Below are 23,623 nucleotides of genomic sequence, written 5' to 3'. Positions count from 1 at the left end.
GGGGGCACCGCCGCATTAACCCCGACACCAAGGCTGCTTGACGACCTACGGTCCTGGGATGTCTAGTCGTCCACGTCCCGCAATCAGTCCGAGCGCCACACATGGCCGACGGCCGTTACTACGGCCGCGGCGACAAGACCAACCGAGTGCTCTCTAACACCGAGGTCGTGCGGCTCCTGGACCGGCGCCTGGCGGACCGCCGCGATCTGCGAACTGAGGCCCGCTCGGTCCGTACCGAGCTCGTAGACGATGCGCCTCTGCTGGTCGTGCTGGCCGATCCACTCGGCGCACCGGAAGACATGCTCGTCTCCCTCACCGAAACAGCACAGTGGCAAGAGCCAGTGCTCCAGCTCGTCCACTCGGTCACAGGTCCTGAGCAGCACAAATACGCACCCACACTGGCTCGGGCGAGTGGCTTCGCTCGGCGGCCCGGTGGCGTGGCATTGACCACCGGCATGCACAACGGGCAGCGCTTCGCCGGTAGCGATTCGGCCGCCGAGATCGTGCTCCAAGAGTTCCGGTCGGCTCATACTGGCGTCTGAACGCGCTGTGACGGCACTGTCGTTTCAAGGTCGCGTCTTCCCTCCTCCACCTGACGCCACCGTCGTCTTCGAAGACTTGATCATCGGGAGTGTCAGCTTGCTTGCCCGCCTGGCCGCTGCGGTATCGCATCGCTGGGGATACACAGGCAGTTGGCGATTCGCCCTCTCTATGAACGGTCTTCGCGCTTCGAGATCATGGATCATCGCCGACCGCAGCTTCGGAGACACAGGGCCGATCTACACAGACGACATCTATGAGCGGGCAACTGAAGCCTCACTAAACGACCTCGACGAAAACCCCGACCAGGTAGTGGCAGCACTCACCGCACCGCTCCTTCGAAGCCTCGGCAGCTATCCGGCCTGGGAAACCCGCCTCAAACAAGAAGCCTAAGAGGGGACCATGGAACTCACTGAGGCTCAGTGGCAAACGGCCATTCGCCACGCCACTGCTGCGAACTTCCCCGGCCCGGGTATCAGAATCGCCCCCAACGTCGTCTTGCTGACGCTCGCCGCTCTTATCGGGGACCTCGACCAGATCACGGCATCCCATACCGAGTACACAATGGAGGGTCCGTCAACCTGGCGGACCTGGGCGTTCACGAGGTCTGGGCTGGCATATCTCGAGGCGACGTTCGATGCCGAGAGCTACGACGCAATCGAAGATCGGCGGCGCCGACAACCCCGGACTGTCTCGAAGCCGCCCGACGAGCCCAAGACGCTGACCAGTCGAATGCTGCCGCTGCGCACCGCGTCTGCCTTCGCCGTGACGCGGGTGTACCACCATTCGGGAGTCGGACCGATCGGCGGCTACTACGAAGACTTCACGCCACTGGAAATCGAGATCTGCTTCGGCCGGTCATCGGTGAACGTCGGTATCGAGACCATCTTTGACGACCAAGCCAAACGAGAGCGCTGGGAGGAGTTTATCTTCGCTGCACGCCAGGCAGTCATCACGGGAGGAGCGGAATGAGGATTTTCATCAGCAGCGTCCGGCGTGGGTTAGAAGAGGAGCGCGACGCCCTGCCGGGATTGATCTCGGCGATCGGTCACACTCCGGTGCGCTTTGAGGACTTCACCGCAAAAACGGCGCCAAGCCGGGAAGCCTGCCTGGCGGGAGTCGAAAGCTCCGATGTCTACGTGCTGTTGGTCGGGCCTCACTACGGCCATGTCTTCCAGGACACCGGGCAATCCGCGACCCACGACGAATGGATCGCGGCTACGGCCGCGGGGATGCCCCGAGTTGTCTACCGCAAGGCTGACATCGAGCTGGATACTGACCAAGCCGCCTTCATGGCGGGGGTCGAGGACTACGCCGCCGGGGTGTTCCGCGACAGCTTCACGTCGACAGCCGACCTCCTGACCAAGGTCGCGTCCAAGATCCGCGAACTCGTTGAAACCGGTAGCCCTCTCGCGTTCGTACCAATTGCCGAAGCCCCGGTTCTTCAGTGGCGCAACGAATTTGCGCTGGGCGATCGGGGGCAGCAGTTTTCGCGGTCTACGCTTGAAGTCCATGTGATGCCGTCGCCGGCCGCTCCGATATCGGCGCGGGCACTGGCTGACTTGGGAGATGCGTTGGCTGGACGTATGCGCCGCAGCGGTCTGGTTGATGAGCACGCAGGTTTGGACACACGCACTGTCCAGGATGCGATCTATTTGCTGCTTGGTGATGATCCTCCTGCCGGGTGGAATTCCGCCGCTGAGGGACGGACGCTCGGACTGCGCATTGGCAACAGTGGTCAAGTGTCTGTGTGGGCGTCGTTGCCCCGTGACGGGCTCGGCGCGGTTGTCGATCCCGATCAGTTGCCGATACAGATCGCCGGGATGCTGCGGTTGATCGGTCACACCCAGGCAGTCTCGTCGCCTCAAGTTGCGATCGCCGTAGGTGTCGAGCCAGTCAGTACGTTGTCGATCCGCAAGGTGTCTGACATGCCAAGGAGTTCGGCACAACTTCTGAAGATGTCCGATCGGCCACTGCGAGTTGAGCCGGACGAGTTGGTGACGGTAGCCGCGCTGGATGCTGGCGCTCCGGAGGTCGGGGTCATACTGACCCGCCGTGTCATCGAGGCGTTCCACCAGCATCGGTAATCGGCGCACACCGACTCGCCCCACATCGTGAGCCTTTCCGTCACAGCTCCCATCGGTTCGCCCGCCCAGGGCAACCCTCGGGGATCCTGGCACTCCTTCTGAAGTTCCGCCAGCTGTGGCATGATCTCGGCGATCGGTAGGCCGTGAACCATCCCTGAGCGCGGGAAACGGATAGCTCTTCCAGGCATTCTCAAGAATGACGTTTGGACCGTCACTATGCAGACGCGCATCGTGAAGAGGAAAAGCGTTTACGACAGGATGGTCATTAAGCCTCTCAAGGAGACGGTCTTCGATTGCAGCGCCATGCATCACTCAGGCCTCCAGATCTAGAGCACCGATCTCCGCCACAGGCACGTCACGCAGACTATCCGCCGTCAGGTTGGCACACGAGGTAGGCCACGCAGCTGCGGTGAACAAGCTCGCAGCCCTATACAGAAGTCAGAACCGCTTACCAACCGGGGCGAACAACCTGGGAATCACCCCCATCGTTCGGTAGTACCGCGCTGCCGTGAGCATCTTGATCAATCACGTGGAGAGAGCACTCGAGTGACGACCTCATCCGACACTTCGAGGAGCCGAAATAGGTGACCACGCACAACGCGCTCAAAGATGTCAGCCGCCTCGGACAACGCTTGCCGGTCATACGTCCTGTTGCCGTGCGAAAGATCGTTCCGAACAATCCGGATCGCATCCAACGTCGAAGTGACAGTGGGATTTTCCGATCGGGCTGACGTCACCAATGCGCCATCAGCTAACTCCGACTCTAGATCGATCGGCAGCGACTGAAGCATCTCTCGCAGCACCGAATCAACCCCCATCGGAGGACGCTTTGACAGGTGCTTCTTGACGAACTTGAAGACCGCACCCTCGAGCTGATCCTTACAACGAGCCAACATCGAAATCACGCTCACTCGCGAAGCTGGAATGCCGCTCCTCGGACCGCTTTTCAGTTCCGTGCAGGCCTTCCAGAGCTTGGACGAGCAACAAGAACCGCGCCCGCGGGTGTTGGCTCCGACCCACGGCGGTGATGTCGTATGTATTCAGGATGGGATTCTCGGCGGCTCGGAGCTCCTGCCATTTGCGAAACAGTCTCAGGAGTGACTCGCCGTCCGGCGCGAGTCGGATCGCTGAGACATCTTTGTCCTTAAGCGAGTTCGACGACGTGTACGGAGTTTGGGTGACGGACGCGTTGAACACTTGGAACTGCCGTCGTGTATCACCTTCGATGACTGGAGAACACGTCAGATGGTTGATGTCTACTCGTCGTCCCGTCGCGGCAGCGATCAGGCCACGGAGAGGCCATGCCCACTGAGTCAGGAACTCGGCGAGAGGCACTGGCTGGGACAACTCCACTGAAACAACAGGGCTGAACGCCAGGCCGAAGCTGTGAAATCCTCCAACATCTGCCGAAATATTGTAGTGGAGAGACACTTCCGCGTTGTCATCGCGCCACTCCTGGAGACTGCTCTTATCGAAGGTGGCGGCGAACTGCGGCTTGTCCTGTTCGTAGATGCTGCCTTGGGGAAAGATGATCTCTTCGATCGGGCTCTTGCCCGCGAACGCTTCAAGGTAGGGCACTTGGATGCTGCCCGAATCAACAAGCACGGGACCGCTCCGAGGGGCACCGTGGCCGACGAGTGCTGCCCACGCATCAAAGTAAGCGTTTCCTCCCTTAAATGAACTGAAGCCCTCACGTGGATGTTCGCCGAAGACCGTCAAGTGGGCGTCGAGCAGCACCACGTCCAGATTCCCGTTCATTTCGCCGTAGACCAGCGGATAATCGAAGTGTTGAGGAAATCCAGCTCCACGTGATCCCGCAGTAATGGTCCAACTAACTGGAGCAGTGCCAAAAACCGTCCCCACAGGCTGACGCGATCCCTGCAGTTCAACCTCCCCAGATACATCCCACGTTTCAGGATCAGGCGGCTTCGACAGAGTCCACGTAGTTCGGTGTGTTCCTGTCTCAATGAGTCCGGTCAACGCTCCCCCAACCATGCCCCTCCGATCTCACGCAGCAATCTGTTGCACGCAGCATAGGAGAAACCATGTCGATAATTGACAGCGACGTTGACATTCGGTTCGTAGACCAGTGAAGTATGCGGATCCGAGAACGACAGGCAGGCCGACCGCCCGGTATCCGACGAGCGTTATAAGAATCCGCTCTTGGTGTTGCCGAGTCCGGGCAGCAGCCCAACCCCGATATTCTGTGCACAGTCGGCGACCCTGCTGCGCGACAGCAATGAACAACCAGGTCTGGGCGATCGGTAGCACGATCGCCGCCTCATCGGGGTTGAGGAACGTTGTAAACACCCCGTACTGCGGGGGTCGCGACGTTGAGTTCAGGGGACTTGACAGACTACTGCGATGGCGCGCATGAACTCACCAATAGGCGTCAGCAGTTATTCAGCTGTCGCGGACAAGTTGAAATTGGCTGACGCACTGTCGGCGCTACGCTCCAACGATCTTCTACCGCCGCGGCCCGACGACAAGGTGGGTGGAGCAGTCGGAGAGCGTTTTGTGCGCGCCATCGAGCATTCGCTCATTAGTGGTCGGTACGAACCGGAGACCTCCGTCACTGTCCCCGTGGCGAAGCCGAAATATTCGACACGGCCGGCGGCACTGATGAATCTCATTGACCGAGTTGTGTATGAAGCACTCGCCGAGCCGTTGCGGTCTCGGATTGAGCGGGGGCTCGTATCGGAAGGGGTGGTCTTCTGGCCACGCGGTTTCGAGGCAAGTAAACGTTGGCCCGATTTCGAGGCAATGCCAGCACATGGAGACGACTACATCGTCCGCGCCGACGTCACCGGATTCTATGAATCTATCGACCATGCCGTCCTCCATGACATTCTCGTCAGGCTGACCGGCAGGGTCGATGTAGTTGGGGCGCTGATCGATTTTCTTGGCCAAGTGATGGGGTCTCCTCGCGGATTGCCGCAAGGCACCGCAACGAGTGACGTGTTGGCCACGGCTTACCTCAGCGTTGTCGATGCGGAGATGCTCAGGAACGGTTTCGATTACCGACGGCACGGCGATGACTTCCGGATCGCCGTTGCTACGCACGACGACGGGCGCCGGGCAATTCACCTGTTAGAGAGGCAACTTCGTTCGGTGAGATTGCTCATCAACGCCGACAAATCCCGAGTTCTTCATCGCGATACGTACAACGCTCAACTTGGGGCCGTCGAAACGACCCGCAAGGAGTACACGGCAAGATCTTGAAGGAACGCAAAGAGGCTCTGCGGGACGCTCCGGACGACGAGATTGAGCGACTTGTCGAGGAAGCCGACCTGGGCGTGGAGACGTTGTGGGCCCTTTTCTATCACCGCACGATGAGCTTGGAGCAGCTCGCCGAGCAACTGAGCACCCATCTTCAACCTGACCAGGTCACTGTCGCCGTGGGATCGTTTACAGAAGCGATGAGCCGGTGACGTGTTCGGCTTCGTCGGCGCCGGGCACCAGCTCGTTGCCGTCGTCGTCGACGATCTTGGCCGAGATGCCGGGCAGCGGCGTCATCGCCGATCCGGGCTTGGTCGCGGTGACACCGGGCAGCGGGGAGATCATGATGGCCCCGGTCTCGGTCTGCCACCAGGTGTCCACGATCGGAGTCTTGTTGGCGCCGATGACTTCCCGGTACCAGCGCCAGGCCTCGGGGTTGATCGGCTCGCCGACCGAACCCAGCAGCCGCAGACTGGACAGGTTGTGCTCGGCCGGGATCTGGCGGCCCAGCTTCATGAACGTGCGGATCAGCGTGGGAGCGGTGTAATAGATTGTGACGCCGTACTTTTCGATGATCTCGAAGTGGCGGTGCTCAGTGGGCGAGGTGGGCGTGCCCTCGTAGACCACCTGGGTGGCGCCGTTGGCCAGCGGCCCGTAGGTGATGTAGGTGTGCCCGGTGACCCAGCCGATGTCGGCGGTGCACCAGTACACGTCGGTCTCGGGCTTGAGGTCGAAGACGTTGTAGTGGGTGTAGGCGGCCTGGGTGAGGTAGCCCCCCGAGGTGTGCACGATGCCCTTGGGCTTGCCTGTGGTGCCCGAGGTGTACAGCAGGAACAGCGGCTGCTCGGAGTCGAAGGCTTCCGGCGTGTGCTCCGGGGAGGCGACGTCGACGGTCTCGTGCCACCACAGGTCGCGTCCGTCGGTCCAGTTCACGTCGATTCCCGTGCGGCGGACCACCAGGACGTGCTCGACCGACGGCTGATCGGAGACGGCCTCATCCACGGCGTCCTTGAGCGAGGCGGCCTTGCCGCGCCGGTACTGGCCGTCGGTGGTGATGACGAGCTTGGCCGCAGCGTCCTCGACGCGTGCCTTGAGCGCACTGGCGGAGAAGCCCGCGAAGACGACACTGTGCATGGCACCCAGCCGGGCGCAGGCCAGCATCGCCACGATCGCCTCGGGCACCATCGGCATGTAGATGGCGACGCGGTCGCCGGCGGTCAGGCCGAGCGCGGTCAGCGCATTGGCGGCCTTGCTGACCTCGTCCTTGAGCTGTGCGTAGGTGATGTCGCGGGCATGGGCAGGATCGGGGCCGACCGGTTCCCCCACCCAGTGGATCGCGACCCGGTCGCCGTTGCCCGCCTCGACGTGGCGGTCGACGCAGTTGTAGGCGACGTTGAGCTTGCCGCCCACGAACCACTTCGCGAACGGTGCCTCCGACCAGTCGAGCACCTCGCTGAACGGGGTCTGCCAGCTCAGCCGGTTGGCCTGGGCGGCCCAGAACGCCAGCCGGTCTTTCTCGGCCTCTGCGTACAACTCGCCCGTCGCGTTGGCGTTGACCGCGAAATCGGCAGGCGGCGCAAAACTGGACTGCTCCTCAGCCACACTGTCCGCGCCGCTCATGGGTGAATCCATTGCGTGTCACCTCTATTTCATCGTGGCGGCTGGCACCATGCGTCATCGAGACCGGCGGCTTATCAACCGGCACGCGTGACATGGTGCTGGTTTGAGCCGCCGGAAACACCCACCGCTGGGGGGAATTCGCTCCTCCGACCCGGGGATTGATTCCCCGAACGGAAGGTATTGATGCGCTCAGGGCTCAGGGCTGCCTTAGACCGCGACGAGCACCGAGCGATCGAGGCTGTTCTCCGACCAGACTCCGATTCTCGTGAAGCCGCAATCCTGCATGATCGCCAGATAGTCGGGCCGGTGATACCACTGATTGATGACGTCGAGGTTGTTGATCGCCAACGCCGGGTTGATGGCGATGGTCTGGGCCACGCGTCCACGAAACCCCGCGTTGGCCGCCCGAACTTGTGGTGTCGACCCGTCCGACCCGGTGTCACCGTCGAGGGATCTGTTGTTGAGGACGTCGAGGGTGTGCCAGTGGGCGGCTTCCAGGAGGCGCGGATCTACGGTGATGTTGTTGGCGCAGCCGGCTTGCCGTTGGACGGTGTAGACGTTGGCGACAACACTGCTGTTGAGGCGTCGGTTATCTGCTGCCGCACCGGGTGCATGCAGCACGGCGGTCACAGTGAGCACGCCGCATTGGGCCAGGATGGCTAGCCGCCGGGCATTGATTGTCATTTCACCTCGCCAGGTCGATAGCCGGCCGCTGAATTCCGCAGCTGCCAGATCAATTCGGGGCACAGCTCGTTGACGGCTTGCGTCACCAGATAGGACGCGTGGAATTCGTCGTTGGTGTTGAAGTCACGATCGATGTCGCCGACAAGTTGGCTATAGGCAATTCCGGCTGCCACTTTCGAACAGATGTCGTGCCCATAGGCCAGGGCAGCGTCAGGGCCGGCGAAGTTGTAGCCAGGGCGCACGGTGACGTTGACCAAGTACACGAAATCGTCGGCGGCGGCACGTGGCGCTGCCGTTGTCGCTGTCGCCGCGCCCATCGCAGCGGCGATCAATACGAACGCTGTTGCCCGGTTCAGATCGGGGTGAAATCGGAAACGAGCCATCGGTCACCCACTTTGTCCATCGTCACCCTGACAGTCGAGGCTGTCGCGGTCGGCGGATCTGCGCCCACGATCGTCGTTTGGTTCACGAAGACCATGACCACCGCGCGCTTGGCGGTCGCCGAAACCACCGAGGCTGCAGGCACTGTCGCCACCGCGGAGATCTGCTTCTGCTGGGCGCCCGGTATCACGACATCGTGGGTCAGCGCGTTGTAGGAATCCTTGAACGCCCCGGTGAGTCCTTCGCCTGCTGCCTCCAGATCCTTCTGAACGGTATCGGGCTTGTAAGACAACATCTTGATCGTGCTATCGGTAGCGGCGGGCACAGCGCTGACGGTGGCAGCCTGCGCGGCGCGCAGCGAACTGTCTTTCCACAGCAGATAACCCGCGCATGCGGCCAGGCCGACGATGAGGACCGGAACGATTCCGTAGGTCAACCACATGACCGATCGTCGAGATGTGCTCGTGGGGTGTTCCTCGGCCATGGCTGGTTCCGAGGCCGCTGCGGACGCAGGTTCGTCGGCGTCGCCACGGGTTTCGTCGGGGAGCTCCATCCGCGCGTGTCCTAGGAGATCATCGCCGGCATCGATATCGGCAACGGATTCGGACGTTTCTTTGGTCTTGAGGCGGGTGCTCATGCCACAAACCCCACATTCGTCACCTTCGCGACGTCGCCGACCTTCTGGACATCGATGCGCATCCGCCACAACCTCGGACGCTGTTCAGCCGCAACGATATTCGAGGTTTTCACCGACACTGCGACCAGCACTCTGGCCGAATCGCCGGACACAGATTCAATTCCGGCTTCGGTCACCGTTCCCTGCGTCTTGGACTGGGTCTTTTTCACTACTTCCTCAAATGCCGGTGCCCGTTGCTCGAAGTCGTCGTAGAACGTTCCGATCGACCCGTCCAGTACTCGCTGAATGTCAGCTTCGACATGCGCGAAGTCCATGGTGGTCAGGTTCAACGCGCCCTGACGACCTGCCTGCAGGAACATGTCGTTGAGCCGCTGTGTCTGCTCGGATCGGTGGGTGTGCCAACCGAGCCAGCCCGTCAGTCCACCGATGACTACGAGGGTGAGCACTCCCACCAGCAGAGTGCCACGCACTCCCCTGCCACGACGTGCGGCCCGGGACCGAAAGCCGTTGTGGACCTTGAGATCGCTGCCGGCGTAGTCGGCGGCGATCTCAGCTACTTCGTCGCTGGCGGGGTCAGCATCGACTGCCATGTTTGCTCCTTTGATCCGTTGTCAGCCAAATCGGCCTGGGTGTACACCCGACCGTCGGGGCCCAGATAGGTGCCTGTCGCCGGGTCGTAGCGGGCTACCGCTATCGGCACCGGCTCGCCCTCAGCAGGTGCAACCGGCAGGCCCTGCCCGGGTCCCAGATCGGGGATGGGCTGCCCCGACAAGGTTGCGTTGGGGTCGCCCTTCCAGTTGAAGCCGTCATTGAGGGGCACGAAATTCTCTTCGCTCTCACAGATCTTCACTGTCGGCGCGCGTTTACCCGACACCGTTTCACACGGCAGGTTGCGGGCACTGCGAACGTTGAACACTGAATCCTGCGGGGTGCGACAGTACAGATCACCTGCGGGCCGCTCTGGAGCATCCTGGAACGACGGCGGCCGGCGTTGCTGAGCCGGCAAGAATCCTGTAGTGCACGGTGGCGGCAGGTTGATGTTGGTGTTGAAGGCCAGATAGAGGCCCTTGTGCGCCTTGTCTTTAATGTCACGGTTGGCCAGGGTTGGCGCCTGCAGTTGAGCGATGCCTTGCGGCAGCAGGACAAGAATTTGCTCGATGCCTGGCTGGTAGGTGAGGGCTACCTGGTTGATACTCACCAAGTTAGCCAGCAAGACCGGCAAATTCGGTTGCAGCCGCTCCAGCAATCGGCGGGCTTCTGCGGCTGCCGGCGCTCCGTGCTCGATGAGACCGGCAACATCGCCATTGTGTTGTCTGAGCTGATTGGTGACCGAGGCCAGGTTCGCCGCCCACGCGTCGATCGAGTCGGCGGTGCGGGTTTGCGAGTTGGAGACCGGCTGCCACTGGTCGATCAAGGTGGTCAGTGAGTCCAGGTTCTTCCTGGCATCGGAGGCCAGCGCAGTCGATCCCCGAACCAGCCGCGAGATCTCTGGACCGAGACCTCCTACGGCCGCATACGATTCGTCGATCGCCGTCTTGAGATTGTCGTGCGGAATGGCCTGCAGCCCTGTGTTGGCGGCGTCGAGCAGGCTGTTGATGTCAGGTGGGATGAAAGCGTCTTTGGCCGCAATCACATCCCCGTCCTTGAGCGCTGGGGCTGCGGCGTCGCGCGGCAACAACTCGACGTACTGTTCGCCGATCGCCGATTGGCTGTGCACTTCGGCGCGCAGATCAGACGGGATGTCGACACCCGATTTCAGTGTCAATACAGCCTGAACTTCGCCGTTCTCGGTGAGGCGCACAGATTTCACGCGACCGACCTCGGTCCCGCGGTAGGTGACGTTACCGGTCGGATACAGTCCACCGGTCGAGTCCAGATTGAGAGTGACGGTGTACTGACCGATCCCGAAGAGGTGCGCTGGCAGCCTCATGTATCCGAAAATCATGATGGTGCCGAACACCACGGCAATCACAACGAAGATGGCCAGCTGGATTTTGGTTCTCCGGTGAATCATGTCAGCGCCCCTGATCCCAGCGGTAAGGAGCCACGAGCGGATTGACCGCGGTATAGGGGCTGGGGAGCTGACCGATGGTTCGGCCCCATTGCATTTCGAGCTCGGTCAGGTTGCCTTCCCAGCGGGTGCCGGTGAAGAACCCGGCATCGATTCGGCTCAATGTGAGGTCCACAATCGCAGTCATGTTGGCGTAGTCACCTCGGAACCATTTCTCCACCGTCTCGTTCGGGAACGGATAGGTGGCCAGCATTGACAGCGAACGCGTCATGTTGGGGCCCGCGTTGGCCAGCGATTCCAGCACCGGGCCGAGGTTGTTGAATTCTCGGACCAGCGATTCCTTGGTTTGCCTCGTCGAATCAGCCGCCAGCGCACTGAACTTGCCGAGCTGATCCAGTGCTGCGATCAAGTTGTGTCGCTGGTCTTTCAGCAGCTGCAGAGCGTCGGGAATGGTGCGCACGGCCTTGTCGAAGACGGGTTGCTGGGATGCGAATTTGCCCGTCAGGCTGTTGAGTTTATCGGTGGCCTCGATGATGTCGCCTGTCTGCTCATTGGTTTTCGCCACGAACGTCTCGAGCTGGTTGATGAGATCTCTCAGATCGGCCTCACGGCCACGCAGCGCGGTACTCAGCGCCGTGGTGATGTCTTGCATCTGGCCCAGGCCACCGCCATTGAGAAGCATCGACACCGCGGCCAGTGTCTGCTCGGTGGTGGGGTAGGCAGCCGAGCTGGCCAACGGAATCAACGAGCCCTGGTGCAACCGTCCCTGCGACGCAGCACCGACCGGCGGCGCCAGCTCGACGTGCAACGACCCCAGCAGGCTGGTTTGGCCGATCGTGGCGGTGGCGTTGGCCGGAAGGTTCACTTCGCGGTTGAGGCGCAGCGTCAAAAGTGCGTGCCAGTCTTGACGCTCGACCTTGGTAACGGTGCCTACCGTGACATCTGCGACCCGAACCCGCGAATTCGGCTGCAAATTGGTGATATCGGGCATTTGAACCTGGATGTCGAAAGCACCCGGCCCGCCGCCTTCTGTTCCCGGGAGCGACACCGAGTTCAGGCCGCGCCAATTGCCACAGCCAGCGACACTGAGCATCAACGTTGCGGCACCAACCGCACCTCCGACCAGTCGTTTCATCGCCATCGTCGAGGTCATCAGCCACGCGGCGCTGCTGGTCATGATCCCGCCCCCGTGGGAATTATCAGGCCGGGCAGCCCGGCGGCGGGATCGATGCTGTCGGGTGGCGCTGCTTCGGCGGGCAGGGGTGCCGGTTCTGGACCGGACTCCGCAGCCGGAGAAGGCGGAATGTAGTCCGGCCGCAGCCAATCCTCGCTGTAGGTGATCTCATTCGGTCGCGCCTGAGCGCCGACGAAGGCGTTCTCGCCGAACGGCGGAAAGTTGAATTGGCGGTTTTTGACGATGGGCGCCAGGTACTGCACACACAACTTCGCCGATTGCTCGGCTCCCAGCCGAGACGCCGCTTCGACTGCGCCACAGATGAACGAGATCGGGTCAGAGAAGTTGTTGATCGCCAATGCACCGGTCAGTGAGCCGCTCGCAGGCTCGTAGATGTTGCTGAAGTTGGCCAGGGTGGTGGGAAATATGTGTAGTGACTGTTTGATGTCGTCGAGACTTTGCACCAGCGCCGTGCTGATCGACGCCAAGGTGTCCGACGTCGTTCCCACGGCGTCACGGTTCTCGGATACGAAGCTTTTCACATCGATAGCCAACGCACTCAGGTCAGCAATCACCTGCCCCACCTCGTCGGGACTGTCGGCGAGCAGTGCGCTCACGGCCGCCAGGTTGCGGTTGAGCGTCGACAGCACGTCGGTGCTGTCCTGCAGCGCCGAGACTAAAGTGGCGAGGTTGGTCAGGGTGGAGAAGACGTCATCCTTGTGATCACTGAGCATGGTCACCGTCTTGGACAACTTCACCATCGCGTCACGGATGTTTGCGCCTTCACCTCGTAGGTTGTCCGCGGCAGTGTTGATGAAGTTGCCCAGCGCACTGGTGCCGCCGGGCCTCTGGGGCTGCAGCGTGCGGGTCAGCTTCTCCAACTGCACTCGAAAGTCGTCCCAGCTCACCGGAACTGCGGTCCGCTCGATCGGTACGACGGCGCCATCGGGCAGTTGGGGGCCGGATTCATAGGGCGGGGTCAGCTGGATCGCCCGGCCGGTCACCAGTTGCGGTGAGAGGATCGCGGCGGTGACATCTGCTGGGACCTTGTACTGGGTGTCCACCCAAAACGTCACCTTGGCGCGTTCGGGTTGCGGTTCGATCTGCTTGACCTTGCCGACCGGCACGCCCAGGATCAGCACGTCGTCCCCGACGAACAATCCGTTGCTGTTCTCGAAGTAGGCGGTAACGGTGGTGCGGGCAGCTGGGCCGTTCATCCGGAATACGAAGAGGACTCCGGCCGTCAAGACGACCACCAGCCCGGTCGCCAGCGCTAGTTGCTTTTTACTGATCCTCATTGTCCTTCACCTGCTGGAGGGGGATTTGTGGGCTCACCGGGCGCGGGTACGAAGACCGGGCTCGGTGTCGGCTCCGGTGTAGATTCCAGCCCGGGGATTGGCGGCGCCGGGGGTCCCGGCGGTGGGCCGCCGGGCTCAGGTGCCGGGGCAGGCTCCCGGTACGGGTACCGCGGATCACCGGGCTTTCCGGTGATCGCATCGGGCAGATTCAGACGCGGCTCTCCCCCTTGTCCGGTGCGCGGGAACGGCACCGGCAACGCCGGGGTGCCCGGCTGCCCTACCGGCGGGTCAGCGAGCTGGGACGGAAGTAGCGTCGCAGGGTCTAGGCCGAGGTCGGAGAACGCCGCATCGATGAACGGCTGCGAGATCTGGCCGGGAATCAGATTGGGAATGTACGCCTTGAAAAACGGGCCCGAGCCCACCGATTCCCCCAGCGACAACGCGTACTTGTTGAGAAGCTTGACGGCCTCTTTCAGTCGCTCCTTGCGATTGTCGATGATCGTGAGTACGCCGTTGAGCTTCTCGAGCATCGGGCGCAGCTGTTGGCGGTTATCGGCGATGAACCCTCTCAGCTGCGTTGCAGCCATGCTGATGTCCTGCGACACCCGGTCAAGCGCATCGCTTTGAGTGCGTAACTCGGCGAGCAACGCGTTGCTGTCGTGCACAAGGCCAACGACCTGATCACTGCGGTTGGCCAGGACGGCGGTAGCCTTACGCGCGTTGGTGAGCAGGTTGCGCAACGCGACGTCACGTTTGTTGATCGTCTCGGAAAGCCGTGCCACGCCGGCCACGGCGACCTTGACGTCGGGCGGGGTGCCGGCGAAGGTCTGCGCCATGGTGTCGAGTGCGGCCGAGAGGTTGTCGGTGTCGAGCCCTTCGACCGTGGTGGCCAAGTCACCCAGCGCATCGGGCAGCTGATATGGCGAGGTTGTGCGCTCCAGCGGAATGGCCTCGTGCAGTTGGCCGTTGCCACGGGGAAGGACGTCGATCACCTTAGTTCCAAGAAGGCTCTTCACCTTGATCGCCGCTTCGCTCTGCTCGCCGAGCCGAATTGCGCTGTCGACGGTGAAATCGACCATGACCTTGCTGCCGTCGAGGGTGATCCGATTCACCTTGCCGACAGCGAAACCCGAAACTCGTACGGTGGCACCGGTGTTCAGTCCACCAGCATCGGCGAAGTAGGCCGAGTAATCCTTTGTCCGAGTGAGCATCGGCAGCTTGTCGAAGTTCAGCGCTGCCAGCGCGATCACAATCGTGATGGCCATTCCGACCAAACCAATGGTGTGTGGGTTTCGTTCTGAGAATGACTTCATTTCGGCGCGCACCGTCCGCTCACCTGTTCGACAAGTTTCACGTAGACGGGTTGTCCACCTTTGCCGTTGAGCTTCAAGATGAGGTCACAGAGGTAGAAACTGAAGTAGTCGCCGTACATGGCCTGCCTGCCAAGCACCCGGTACTTGTCGGGAAGGGTGTTCAGGAGGTTGTCGAGATACTCGTGATCGGCGACCGCGATGCCGGCGGCTCGGTCGGTCTGTGCGATCATGTTTTGAAGCGCTGGACGGGATTGGGACATCAGATCAGCAATCTCGGTGGCCGCAATGTCGCTGTGCGCGAGGGCGTTGGTGATGTCGGTTCGATGCGCAGACAGCCCCTCCACCAGCCTCGACACCGAATCCACCGCCTTGTCGAACTGGTCGCTTTGGCCACCGAGAGAACCCAGAAGCACGTTAAGGTTGGTGACCACCTCGCCGATAAGCTGGTCGCGGTCGGCCAGCGTGGAGGTCATCGCCGCCGTCTGGTTCAGGAATGACCCGATGGCGGCGCCTTGTCCCTGGAACACATGGACCAGCTGAGTGCTCAACGCGTTGACTTGATCGGGGTCCAACGCCTTGAACAGCGGCCTGAATCCACCGATCAATTCGTCGAGGTCGAGAGCGGGTTGGGTGCGCTCCACCGGAATCGTCGCGCCGGCGGCCAGTGCCTGGCCCGGTCCGTCGCCCTGCTGGAGCTCCAGGTAACGACCACCGATCAAGTTGTCGTACCGGATCACTGCGGTGCTCGCCGTGGTCAGGGCCACCGAGTCCTCGGTGGAGAAGTCGACGAGCACCTTGGCGTCGCTGTCGATCGAAACACCCTGAACCTGGCCGACTTCCACGCCGGCGATCCGTACGAAATCTCCCTTCTTCAGCCCGCTGATGTCGGTGAACTGTGCGGTGTATTGCTTGCGCTCACCGAACCTCAGGTCGGCGAAGATTGAGAACAGGGCGAACACACCGACAGCGCATACGGTCAGGAAGGCGGTAACGCGTATCAGGGTGGCGAGCACTTCTTTGTTCACGATTCGGCTCCTGTCGGGGTCGGCGGGCCATCACTGAGTTGGCGTCATGATGGCGGGTGCGGGCGGAACGAAGGGCTCCGCACCAGGCGGCGGATTGTTCGGGTCAGGTGGTAACTGATCCGAGGGCGGTGGTGCCGGCGGCAGACCGGGCCACAGTGGCGTCCCGTCGTCGGCGTACAGGTCGGCACCGTAGGCCGGTGCACCGGGGTATGGGACCGGACCGGGAGCCGGACCACCTCCGAGGTTGCGGACAACGGGTGGTTGCGGGATTCCGCGAGTGACCGGGAAATAGTTCGCCCAGCCGGGGAATCCGATGCCGGGGTTCGGCCGGATGTCCATACCGGTACCCCAACCTGTGTTCGTCACTAGCTGTCGTACCGGGTAGTTCTTCGCGACGTCAGGCAGCGAACCGCAGCCCGGAGTTCCGCCAGGGCCGCCCTTGGCGCCGACGATCGGCAGGTTGTCTGGGAAGATGTACGGGTCGTTGCCCAGCAGCAGCCCGATGTCGAAGATCCCCGAGCGGCCGTTGCCGCCGAACGCATCGGTAAGTCCGTTCTGCATGAGAAACACCGATCCGTTGAGCAGGCAGGTGTACTCAGGTTGGTACTTCATCAGTAGATCCGACGTGGGAGCGAAGCCATTGACCGCATCGACCAGGTTTTTGGCGTTGGGGGCCAACAGGTCCACACCGGCCTTGCCGAAGCCGATGACGTTGAGCAGCAACGCGTCAAGCTGTGCACGCTGGGCGGTGATCGTCTCGGCGGTGGTGGTGCCGGCGTCGAGGATCGTGACGATGTCGTCGGCGGCGTGGTCGTAGGTCGCGCTGAGGTCGCCCATTGCCTTCCAGTCCTGGCGGATCACTTCCTGGCGCGGGTTGATGGCCGCCAGAACTTCATTGGAATCGGTGATCGCCTGTCCGATCCGCTCTCCTTGACCGCGAAACCCCTGAGACAGTGCCGAAAGAACCGCGTTCAGCTTGGCCGGATCGACCATTTTCAGAACGTCGGTCAGATTCTCGAAGACCGTGTTGACCTCGGTGCTGACGTTGCGTGAGTGCAGCACCGCACCGGCGGCCAGTCGCTGACTGGCGGGGTCGTCCGGGTAGCTCAGATCAACGTACTTCGCGCCGAAAGCCGTTGTCGCGGTGATTCTCGCGTCGACATTTGCCGGGATGAACTTGATCTGATCGGGAGCGATCTCCAGCTGAAGGCTCACCGCGGAGGCTCCGCCGTGGATGGCGCTGACGCGGCCCACCTCGACGCCCTGCAGTTTCACTTTCGCGCCGGTTTCCATCACCAGACCGGCGCGGTCTGACATCAGTGTCACCGGGACGAAGGTGCGGAAAGTGCCGGCGAACAACGAGCCTGTCGTGAAAAAGAAAACGCCGAGTGCGACGACGAGGATCAGTGTCCACCAGGCTGGCCTGATCCGGGCATCGCTAGGTCCTGACTGCATACGTTCACCCCGCCAAATGGAAGTTGCCGGACTGGCCGTACAGCGCCAGCGAGATCATCACCACGACGACGGCGGCCACGATCAACGAGGTCCGCACCGCGCGGCCGACGGCTTCCCCGACACCGGCGGGGCCACCGGAGGCGGTAAACCCGTAGTAGGTGTGCACCAACATGATCACTACCGTGATCGCCACGGACTGGCCGAACGACCACAACAGATCGGTCGTGTTGAGGAACGTATTGAAATAGTGGTCGTAGACACCGGAGCCCTGTCCGTAGATCACCGTGGTCCCCAGCCGCGACGAAACGAATGACATGATGACCGCGACGCAGTACAGCGGGATCACGACGATGACCCCGGCAGCCACCCGCGTGGAGGCCAGGTAGGTGACGCTGCGAATACCGATGACTTCCAGTGCGTCGATTTCCTCGTTGATGCGCATCGCGCCCAGCTGGGCAGTCGCGCCGGCGCCGATCGTGGCCGATAGTGCCACCGCGGTGGTGCCCGGCGCGATAAGCCTCACGTTGAAGAATGCTGAAGCAAACCCAGTCAGCGCTTCCACGCCCACCGACGCGAATTGGTTGTAGCCCTGGACTGCGACCAGTGCGCCGGTGGTGGTGGTCAAGAACCCGACGATGACCACCGTGCCGCCGACAACGGCCAACGCGCCCGCACCCAGCCCCATCGTGGCGATGAGCCGGATGAGCTCGGGGCGGTAGTTCATCACCGCGTCGCCGATCGAAGCAATCGCGCGGGCGTAGAACTGCGTCTGCACGCCAATGTCATTCCAGGCCGCGCTGATTCGCCCAATGCGACGACTCACTCGCGGAAACCTTTGTCGTACTACAGAACTCATTCCCCCACCTCAGACCACAGTGATCTTCACACCGACTGCCGTGGCGATGACATTGATTGCGAACAGTGCCATGAAGGTAAACACGACTGTTTCGTTTACCGCGTTGCCGACACCGGCCGGACCGCCCCCAACAGAAATGCCCTTGTAGCAGGCGATCAGACCAGCTGACAGCCCGAACAACGCGGCTTTGGCCAGAGCCACAGCCACATCGGCACCGTGTGTCAGCACTGTCAAGCCGGCCACAAACGAGCCGGGAGGCACATGCTGGATAAAAACCGCGAAGGTGAACCCGCCTGCCAACCCCACCATGATCACCGTTGCCGACAATGCGAGCGCCACCGTCGTCGCGGCCAGCACACGCGGCACTACCAAAGCTTGGATGGGATCGATACCCATCACCCGCATGGCATCAAGTTCCTCGCGAATTGTTCTGGCGCCCAGATCAGCGCACATCGCCGTGGAACCGGCCCCAGCAACCACCAGCACCGTCACGATCGGGCCGATTTGGCTCACCGTGCCGATCGCCGCGCCGGTTCCGGAGAAGTCGGCGGCCCCAAACTCGATCAGCAAGATGTTGAAGGTGAAGACCAGCAGCACGGTGTAGGGGATCGTCAACATCAGAGCCGGGGCTAGCGACACCCGAGCCACAAACCATGTTTGGTCCAAATACTCCCGCCACGCGAACGGCGGCCGGAAGATCATTACGAACACATCGAGGGTCATCGCGAAGAAACCGCCGAGCGCTCCGACGGGCTTAGCAGCGGGCCCCAGCGCGTTCACTGTGCTTCTCGACAGTGCGAGGCAGCGGGCCACGGTAAGTCAGCATTAATCTGGCGATGAACCTTGCTCGGCGGCCCGTCGCTTCGCCGTACGGCATACGCGCTGCACATAAACAGGAACCCTTCGTTGGGAAGCACGCCGAGAATGTATGGCACAGATCACTGCGGTTTCCCCTCCTCGCAGGAGGAGATGAATCCCCCCATCGGGGCACAACCACCGAGGCGTGCAACAAACCTGAGTTACATTGACGGCCGAGTTAGTTATTTGTGGTGCACTTATATGAAGTGCTACGCCGACGCGGATCCCCCTTGGGCCTCCGAAACATGACGAACTACATCGCGCGATCCCCTCCTGGGAAGCGCACGCCGGCAATGGCTGCGCACCCATTGCCGCCGCACATAGGCATAGACCCGAAACACATTCAGCGGGTGGCCGATCCCGCTACCATCGCAACGGCAAGCTGCCGACGGCCGCAACCACTCCCGATTGGTATTCGATAATCGAATTGGGTACGACTTCGAAATCGGGAATCCGTGACAGCCATTCACGCATTGTCGTCGTGATTTCATGGCGTGCGAGATAAGTGCCAGCACATTGATGTATACCAAAGCCGAAGGCGATATGCTCTGGCTTCTCACGCCGTAGGTCTACATCCATCGGGCACTTGGTGATAGTGGGATCCAAGCCCGACATCAAGGTCGGAATCAGAACGATATCGTTCTTACGAAGGGTCACGCCATCGACCTCGATATCCTCCGTGACGAGCCGTCCAGTGGTTACCAGCCCGTACCGGCGAAGCAATTCTTCTGCAGCCGAATCAATAAGATCGGGATTATCGATCAGAAGTTTCCGGTCAGAGGGGTTCTCCGCTAAATGCTGCAGCATGAAGCTCAAAAAGTTGACCACTGTATCCAATCCGGCAACCAACATCATAGCTACCACACGGTGGCACTCATCCTGGGTGAGCGGCCGACCGTCCACCGTGCTGGTTGCGAGAATGCTGATGGCGTCGCCGCCAGGGTTCTTGCGTCGTTCGTTAATGACGGGATCGATATAGTTCACGAACTGTTCCATGGCCTCGGCCACCGACATTGTGCCGTCAGGACGCGTCACCTGATCCGCGATACGTTTAAGTTTCGGTGCGTCCGAACTGGGTAGATCAATCAGCTTGAGAAACACCTCGATCGGAAATATTGTCGCGTAATCTCTGGTGAAATCACATTCCCGCTGCGGAACGAGTGATTCGATAATATCAACGGCGATACGGTCAATATCCGCCTCGATGCGACGCACAACGGGCGTACCAACCGCGGCGTTGAAAACCTTTCTAAATGGGCGGTGTAGGGGGGGGTCCATTGATGCCGGTATCAAATTAGACTGTTCCCCCCTTTCCCGGGGGACAAATATGCATTCGCTAGAAAATTGCGCAGGATCTTTGAGGACGAGCTTGAGAAGTTCGCCATTTGTTGTTATCCAATGGCCGCCGTTCCGTGGCGTCCAGACAACACCATGTTTATTTTCAAGCAATCGCGTGTAGGCCGATTGGAATTTGCCGGCCTCGTAACCTGTCGGTGCATACGTATCAAAGTAAACGTCAAAATCGACAACACGGTCTGGGGGAACGTTGTCCGGCAGGGTCAAGGTATCGTTCTGGATGGTGGTCATTTCATTCCCTTTCTGATCTTCGGCATCCGTATGGTTCTGTTAAGGTGAGTCACCACTGCTCCGGTGCGACACGAACAATGAGTGACGCTATGTCGTCGCGCATTACTAATTGACAACCCAGCCTACTGTTCGGTAACACCTCAGATGCCGCATCGTGCAGCATTTCGTCTTCGAGAGCGCTTCGCAAAGGCATCATTTGGGCACCCTCCTCCAGATACACATGACAAGTCGCACAGGATGCACTCCCACCACAGTCCCCAATAATTGAATCGATGCCGTGGGCTACTGCGGCTTTCATGATTGAGGTGCCGGCGGGGACGTCAACTGTTTCCGTCTCCCCATCTGGGCAGATGAATGTAACCTTGGTCATGATGAATACTCCATTTCGTACGGCATGTCGCTGCTATATCGACGCCGTGTCAATGATCCGACGCTTTCCAGCTTGAAAGGAAGCAGGATCATTGATCGCGTCCACTCCAATTACTCGTCCGTTGCGTCGGTACTCGACGGCAAACGAACCGCCTGAAATATCGCCCATTATGGAGGTGTCATCAAATCCTTCGGATAGACCGGCGATCTTCAGACTATGGGCATATTGGTTGGACCAGAACCATGGCACACCCCAGCTTTTTTGGCTTCCATTCGTCAACGTTATTGCTGCTCTGCGTGCAGTCTCAACTGCATTCGACACGGATTCGATTCGAACGTGTCGATTGTAAATTGGGTTCCAGAATTGAACGCAATCGCCAACGGCAAGGATTCGCGGATCACTCGTTGTCATGGTGTCATCGACAACAACCCCACGTTCGAGTTTCAGGCCGGCTTTCTTCGCGAGGTCAAAGTTGGGTTCGAGACCTATTCCCACAACCAGATGGTCGATTCTATGTGAGCGGCCGTCGGATGTCTTCACGCTCTCAATTTCCCCGCTGGTTGTCAGGTCCAGACTATCTATTGTCGTCGAAGTAAGTATCGTGACACCATGCGCGGCATGCTGCTCTTGAAAGAATGCCGAAACCGTGGGCGTAGTCACTCTGGCCAGAATGCGGTCGGCAGATTCTACCAGAATAACGCGCGATCCGATCTTCGTAGCGGCGGCCGCCACTTCGAGTCCAATGTATCCCCCGCCGAGAATCATCAGAGTATCGTCGGTTTTCAGTGCGTTTCGCAGTCGCTCGCAATCCGCGAGGTTTCTGAGTGCGTGGACGTTCGGTGGACGCTTATCGAGTGTTTTGATCAATGGCATTTCACGTGGATTTCCCCCCACTGCGAGAATAAGGTGATCGTACGATATTCGGTCACGGCTGTCTGTGACCACGCTTTGACCACTCGCGTCAATATCCACCACGCGGCTTCCCAGGCGAAGGTCGATGCCCTTCTTGTCATACAAATGTGCAGCCCTTAGGGGGGTTGCGTCAGGAGCCGCGCCAGCGACTAGCATTTCTTTCGACAACGGTGGCCGGTGATACGGAACATCCGGCTCGGCACTTATTAGAAGGATTTCCCCACGCCAGCCGCCACTTCGAGATGCGAATGCGCACTCTACGCCGGCAGTGCCGGCGCCGACGATCACTAGGCAGCCGGCAAGACTGTCTAGTTCATCTGTACTCACTTGGACATCCTTCTCTCCCTTAACTCTGGACTTTCCACTAGAAGCCGAGCTAATTAGTTAATGCACGAACTGAAGATCGAAGATCATCGATAAAAATTTGGGGCTGCTCGAACGCCAAGAAATGGCCGCCTCGCTGGACAACGCCATATCGTCGTAGATCCGTGAACCGGGTTCTAATCTCCCGTTCTGAGAACATGAAGACATCTTTAGCTCTCGTGTACGTGGAGGGTATGCCGATTGTCGGCATATTGATAAGGATCGAATTGAATGATTCGAAGTATAAACGCGCAGATGATGCTCCGGCGCGGTTTAGCCAATACAACATAATATTGTCGAGGAGTTCGTCTCGACTGAGTACCTCACCCATATCTTTGTCATAATCGACCCACGAGGAGAATTTATCTAGGATCCAGGCAGCTTGGCCTACTGGCGAGTCGTCGAGCGCGTAGCCCACGGCTTGGGGTCTGGTTGATTGCTGCGCCGAGTAACCGTGACCCGACTCAAAGTAGGAGGCATTATGCCTGTGGAAGGCTTCTTCTTCCGCATTTGGTTCGAAATCAAAGCCCATGGGATCGGCCGAGGCTAGGTTCAAGGCCAAGCCCTGAATGTGTGAAGCGGTTGGAAGTTGCGCCGCCGCCATGCACACGTGTGCACCCCAATCGGTGCCGTTCATGATGTATTGCTTGTAGCCGAGACGTCGCATCAGAGTGTCCCACGCCTGTGCGATCCGCTCAATGGTCCACCCTGCCTCGGCCGGCTTTCCACTAAAACCGAATCCAGGAAGCGAAGGCACGACGACGCTCATCGCATCTTCGGCTGATCCGCCGAACGAAGTTGGATTGCGCAATGGTTCGATGACCTTTAGATACTCTACAAATGAACCAGGCCAACCGTGCGTCATGATGACCGGTACCGCTGCGGGATGCGGGGACGGCGCATGAATGAAGTGGACATCCACGGAATCGATAGTCGTGACGAAATGATCGAACTGGCTCAGTCGCTTTTCGCGAGCACGCCAATCGTACGAGTTGGCCCAGTAGTCGGTGATCTCCTTCATCCAACCGAGTGGAACGCCTTGTGACCAATCTCCCGCGGTCTCGGCAGATGGCCATCGGGTTGCCAGCAACCTGGCTCTGAGCTCGTCTAGTTCCGAGTCGTGGATGTCCATTTCAAAAGGGCGAATTGGGTTGACTTCAAGCATGACAAGCTCTTTCTGTGGGGGTATCCCGGAAATACACTGGCGCGCCGGCGAAGATGCGGATGCGTCGG

The 23,623-nt window shown here is 60.4% G+C and carries 23 protein-coding genes and 1 pseudogene; 6 read left to right on the top strand and 18 right to left on the bottom strand.

All coding sequences use genetic code 11. The features are described 5' to 3' along the window. Positions 1-101 precede the first annotated feature (101 nt). From AC4ELH_RS08875 to AC4ELH_RS08860, 4 genes are read left to right on the top strand one after another with little or no spacing between them, the layout of a single operon-like run. A complete protein-coding gene (locus AC4ELH_RS08875; protein ID WP_498884088.1) occupies positions 102-542 on the top strand; it encodes a hypothetical protein in 441 nt (146 codons plus the stop codon). A gap of 7 nt (positions 543-549) precedes the next feature. Next, on the top strand, positions 550-933 hold the full coding sequence (locus AC4ELH_RS08870) for a hypothetical protein (protein WP_498884086.1): 384 nt from the start codon (positions 550-552) through the stop codon (positions 931-933). Positions 934-942: 9 nt separating this feature from the next. Next, a complete protein-coding gene (locus tag AC4ELH_RS08865; protein WP_498884084.1) occupies positions 943-1,512 on the top strand; it encodes a hypothetical protein in 570 nt (189 codons plus the stop codon). Beyond that, entirely contained in the window at positions 1,509-2,627 is a 1,119-nt protein-coding gene (locus AC4ELH_RS08860) for a DUF4062 domain-containing protein (RefSeq protein ID WP_498884083.1), read from the top strand. Before AC4ELH_RS08865 ends, AC4ELH_RS08860 begins: the two co-directional genes overlap by 4 nt. An 879-nt stretch (positions 2,628-3,506) precedes the next feature. On the opposite strand, the gene AC4ELH_RS08855 is transcribed toward AC4ELH_RS08860, so the two are convergent. Beyond that, positions 3,507-4,622, bottom strand: a complete 1,116-nt coding sequence (locus tag AC4ELH_RS08855; protein WP_498884081.1) for an ApeA N-terminal domain 1-containing protein — start codon at positions 4,620-4,622, stop codon at positions 3,507-3,509. Between the two features lie 369 nt (positions 4,623-4,991). Between AC4ELH_RS08855 and AC4ELH_RS08850 the strand changes: the two genes are divergently transcribed. Then, positions 4,992-5,849 carry an RNA-directed DNA polymerase gene (locus AC4ELH_RS08850; protein ID WP_498884079.1) on the top strand — a complete coding sequence of 286 codons (858 nt, stop codon included), beginning with the start codon at positions 4,992-4,994 and terminating at the stop codon, positions 5,847-5,849. Further along, positions 5,846-6,058 carry a hypothetical protein gene (locus tag AC4ELH_RS08845; RefSeq protein ID WP_498884077.1) on the top strand — a complete coding sequence of 71 codons (213 nt, stop codon included), beginning with the start codon at positions 5,846-5,848 and terminating at the stop codon, positions 6,056-6,058. Before AC4ELH_RS08850 ends, AC4ELH_RS08845 begins: the two co-directional genes overlap by 4 nt. Here the strand turns inward: AC4ELH_RS08845 and AC4ELH_RS08840 are convergent. The 17 genes and pseudogenes from AC4ELH_RS08840 to AC4ELH_RS08760 all read right to left on the bottom strand — a co-directional run. Continuing rightward, positions 6,039-7,466 (bottom strand): annotated as a pseudogene (locus AC4ELH_RS08840) (acetate--CoA ligase); the annotation flags it as partial. The gene AC4ELH_RS08845 and the pseudogene AC4ELH_RS08840 overlap by 20 nt on opposite strands. 207 nt (positions 7,467-7,673) lie before the next feature. Continuing rightward, on the bottom strand, positions 7,674-8,150 hold the full coding sequence (locus AC4ELH_RS08835) for a CAP domain-containing protein (protein WP_498884075.1): 477 nt from the start codon (positions 8,148-8,150) through the stop codon (positions 7,674-7,676). Continuing rightward, on the bottom strand, positions 8,147-8,533 hold the full coding sequence (locus AC4ELH_RS08830) for a DUF732 domain-containing protein (protein WP_498884073.1): 387 nt from the start codon (positions 8,531-8,533) through the stop codon (positions 8,147-8,149). The genes AC4ELH_RS08835 and AC4ELH_RS08830 overlap by 4 nt, the downstream gene beginning before the upstream one ends. Further along, a complete protein-coding gene (locus AC4ELH_RS08825) occupies positions 8,503-9,168 on the bottom strand; it encodes an Rv1363c family protein (RefSeq protein WP_498884071.1) in 666 nt (221 codons plus the stop codon). Before AC4ELH_RS08825 ends, AC4ELH_RS08830 begins: the two co-directional genes overlap by 31 nt. Further along, complete coding sequence (locus tag AC4ELH_RS08820) at positions 9,165-9,758, bottom strand: Rv1363c family protein (protein ID WP_498884069.1); 594 nt, start codon at positions 9,756-9,758, stop codon at positions 9,165-9,167. The genes AC4ELH_RS08825 and AC4ELH_RS08820 overlap by 4 nt, the downstream gene beginning before the upstream one ends. After that, positions 9,722-11,182, bottom strand: coding sequence for an MCE family protein (locus AC4ELH_RS08815; RefSeq protein WP_498884067.1), 1,461 nt, complete (start codon positions 11,180-11,182; stop codon positions 9,722-9,724). Before AC4ELH_RS08815 ends, AC4ELH_RS08820 begins: the two co-directional genes overlap by 37 nt. Position 11,183: 1 nt before the next feature. Continuing rightward, positions 11,184-12,314 (bottom strand): virulence factor Mce family protein, encoded by a 1,131-nt coding sequence (locus tag AC4ELH_RS08810; protein ID WP_498884117.1) that lies wholly within the window; start codon positions 12,312-12,314, stop codon positions 11,184-11,186. A gap of 38 nt (positions 12,315-12,352) precedes the next feature. After that, positions 12,353-13,651: an MCE family protein gene (locus AC4ELH_RS08805; protein ID WP_498884066.1), complete on the bottom strand. Its 1,299-nt coding sequence runs from the start codon at positions 13,649-13,651 to the stop codon at positions 12,353-12,355. Further along, a complete protein-coding gene (locus tag AC4ELH_RS08800) occupies positions 13,648-14,964 on the bottom strand; it encodes an MCE family protein (RefSeq protein ID WP_498884064.1) in 1,317 nt (438 codons plus the stop codon). Before AC4ELH_RS08800 ends, AC4ELH_RS08805 begins: the two co-directional genes overlap by 4 nt. Beyond that, entirely contained in the window at positions 14,961-15,989 is a 1,029-nt protein-coding gene (locus AC4ELH_RS08795) for an MCE family protein (RefSeq protein ID WP_498884062.1), read from the bottom strand. The genes AC4ELH_RS08800 and AC4ELH_RS08795 overlap by 4 nt, the downstream gene beginning before the upstream one ends. 30 nt (positions 15,990-16,019) lie before the next feature. Beyond that, complete coding sequence (locus tag AC4ELH_RS08790; RefSeq protein ID WP_498884061.1) at positions 16,020-17,444, bottom strand: MCE family protein; 1,425 nt, start codon at positions 17,442-17,444, stop codon at positions 16,020-16,022. Positions 17,445-17,448: 4 nt separating this feature from the next. Further along, positions 17,449-18,300, bottom strand: a complete 852-nt coding sequence (locus AC4ELH_RS08785) for an ABC transporter permease (RefSeq protein ID WP_498884059.1) — start codon at positions 18,298-18,300, stop codon at positions 17,449-17,451. A gap of 9 nt (positions 18,301-18,309) precedes the next feature. Then, a complete protein-coding gene (locus AC4ELH_RS08780; protein WP_498884116.1) occupies positions 18,310-19,023 on the bottom strand; it encodes an MlaE family ABC transporter permease in 714 nt (237 codons plus the stop codon). Positions 19,024-19,521: 498 nt separating this feature from the next. Next, positions 19,522-20,745, bottom strand: a complete 1,224-nt coding sequence (locus AC4ELH_RS08775) for a cytochrome P450 (protein WP_498884057.1) — start codon at positions 20,743-20,745, stop codon at positions 19,522-19,524. A gap of 49 nt (positions 20,746-20,794) precedes the next feature. Continuing rightward, on the bottom strand, positions 20,795-21,115 hold the full coding sequence (locus AC4ELH_RS08770) for a 2Fe-2S iron-sulfur cluster-binding protein (protein WP_498884055.1): 321 nt from the start codon (positions 21,113-21,115) through the stop codon (positions 20,795-20,797). Between the two features lie 33 nt (positions 21,116-21,148). Further along, on the bottom strand, positions 21,149-22,354 hold the full coding sequence (locus AC4ELH_RS08765) for an NAD(P)/FAD-dependent oxidoreductase (protein WP_498884053.1): 1,206 nt from the start codon (positions 22,352-22,354) through the stop codon (positions 21,149-21,151). A gap of 49 nt (positions 22,355-22,403) precedes the next feature. Further along, positions 22,404-23,537, bottom strand: a complete 1,134-nt coding sequence (locus AC4ELH_RS08760) for an epoxide hydrolase family protein (protein ID WP_498884115.1) — start codon at positions 23,535-23,537, stop codon at positions 22,404-22,406. Between the last annotated feature and the right edge of the window lie 86 nt (positions 23,538-23,623).

Source organism: Mycobacterium shunyiense, assembly GCF_058270075.1.
This window is presented reverse-complemented; position numbering and strand designations above follow the sequence as displayed.

Coding starts and splice junctions, on each gene's coding strand:
- AC4ELH_RS08815 (WP_498884067.1), bottom strand. CDS start 11,182: ATGATTCACCGGAGAACCAAAATCCAGCTGGCCATCTTCGTTGTGATT.
- AC4ELH_RS08790 (WP_498884061.1), bottom strand. CDS start 17,444: ATGCAGTCAGGACCTAGCGATGCCCGGATCAGGCCAGCCTGGTGGACA.
- AC4ELH_RS08800 (WP_498884064.1), bottom strand. CDS start 14,964: ATGAAGTCATTCTCAGAACGAAACCCACACACCATTGGTTTGGTCGGA.
- AC4ELH_RS08830 (WP_498884073.1), bottom strand. CDS start 8,533: ATGGCTCGTTTCCGATTTCACCCCGATCTGAACCGGGCAACAGCGTTC.
- AC4ELH_RS08825 (WP_498884071.1), bottom strand. CDS start 9,168: ATGAGCACCCGCCTCAAGACCAAAGAAACGTCCGAATCCGTTGCCGAT.
- AC4ELH_RS08860 (WP_498884083.1), top strand. CDS start 1,509: ATGAGGATTTTCATCAGCAGCGTCCGGCGTGGGTTAGAAGAGGAGCGC.
- AC4ELH_RS08855 (WP_498884081.1), bottom strand. CDS start 4,622: ATGGTTGGGGGAGCGTTGACCGGACTCATTGAGACAGGAACACACCGA.
- AC4ELH_RS08875 (WP_498884088.1), top strand. CDS start 102: ATGGCCGACGGCCGTTACTACGGCCGCGGCGACAAGACCAACCGAGTG.
- AC4ELH_RS08850 (WP_498884079.1), top strand. CDS start 4,992: ATGGCGCGCATGAACTCACCAATAGGCGTCAGCAGTTATTCAGCTGTC.
- AC4ELH_RS08770 (WP_498884055.1), bottom strand. CDS start 21,115: ATGACCAAGGTTACATTCATCTGCCCAGATGGGGAGACGGAAACAGTT.
- AC4ELH_RS08835 (WP_498884075.1), bottom strand. CDS start 8,150: ATGACAATCAATGCCCGGCGGCTAGCCATCCTGGCCCAATGCGGCGTG.
- AC4ELH_RS08820 (WP_498884069.1), bottom strand. CDS start 9,758: ATGGCAGTCGATGCTGACCCCGCCAGCGACGAAGTAGCTGAGATCGCC.
- AC4ELH_RS08785 (WP_498884059.1), bottom strand. CDS start 18,300: ATGAGTTCTGTAGTACGACAAAGGTTTCCGCGAGTGAGTCGTCGCATT.
- AC4ELH_RS08805 (WP_498884066.1), bottom strand. CDS start 13,651: ATGAGGATCAGTAAAAAGCAACTAGCGCTGGCGACCGGGCTGGTGGTC.
- AC4ELH_RS08865 (WP_498884084.1), top strand. CDS start 943: ATGGAACTCACTGAGGCTCAGTGGCAAACGGCCATTCGCCACGCCACT.
- AC4ELH_RS08780 (WP_498884116.1), bottom strand. CDS start 19,023: ATGACCCTCGATGTGTTCGTAATGATCTTCCGGCCGCCGTTCGCGTGG.
- AC4ELH_RS08775 (WP_498884057.1), bottom strand. CDS start 20,745: ATGACCACCATCCAGAACGATACCTTGACCCTGCCGGACAACGTTCCC.
- AC4ELH_RS08810 (WP_498884117.1), bottom strand. CDS start 12,314: ATGAAACGACTGGTCGGAGGTGCGGTTGGTGCCGCAACGTTGATGCTC.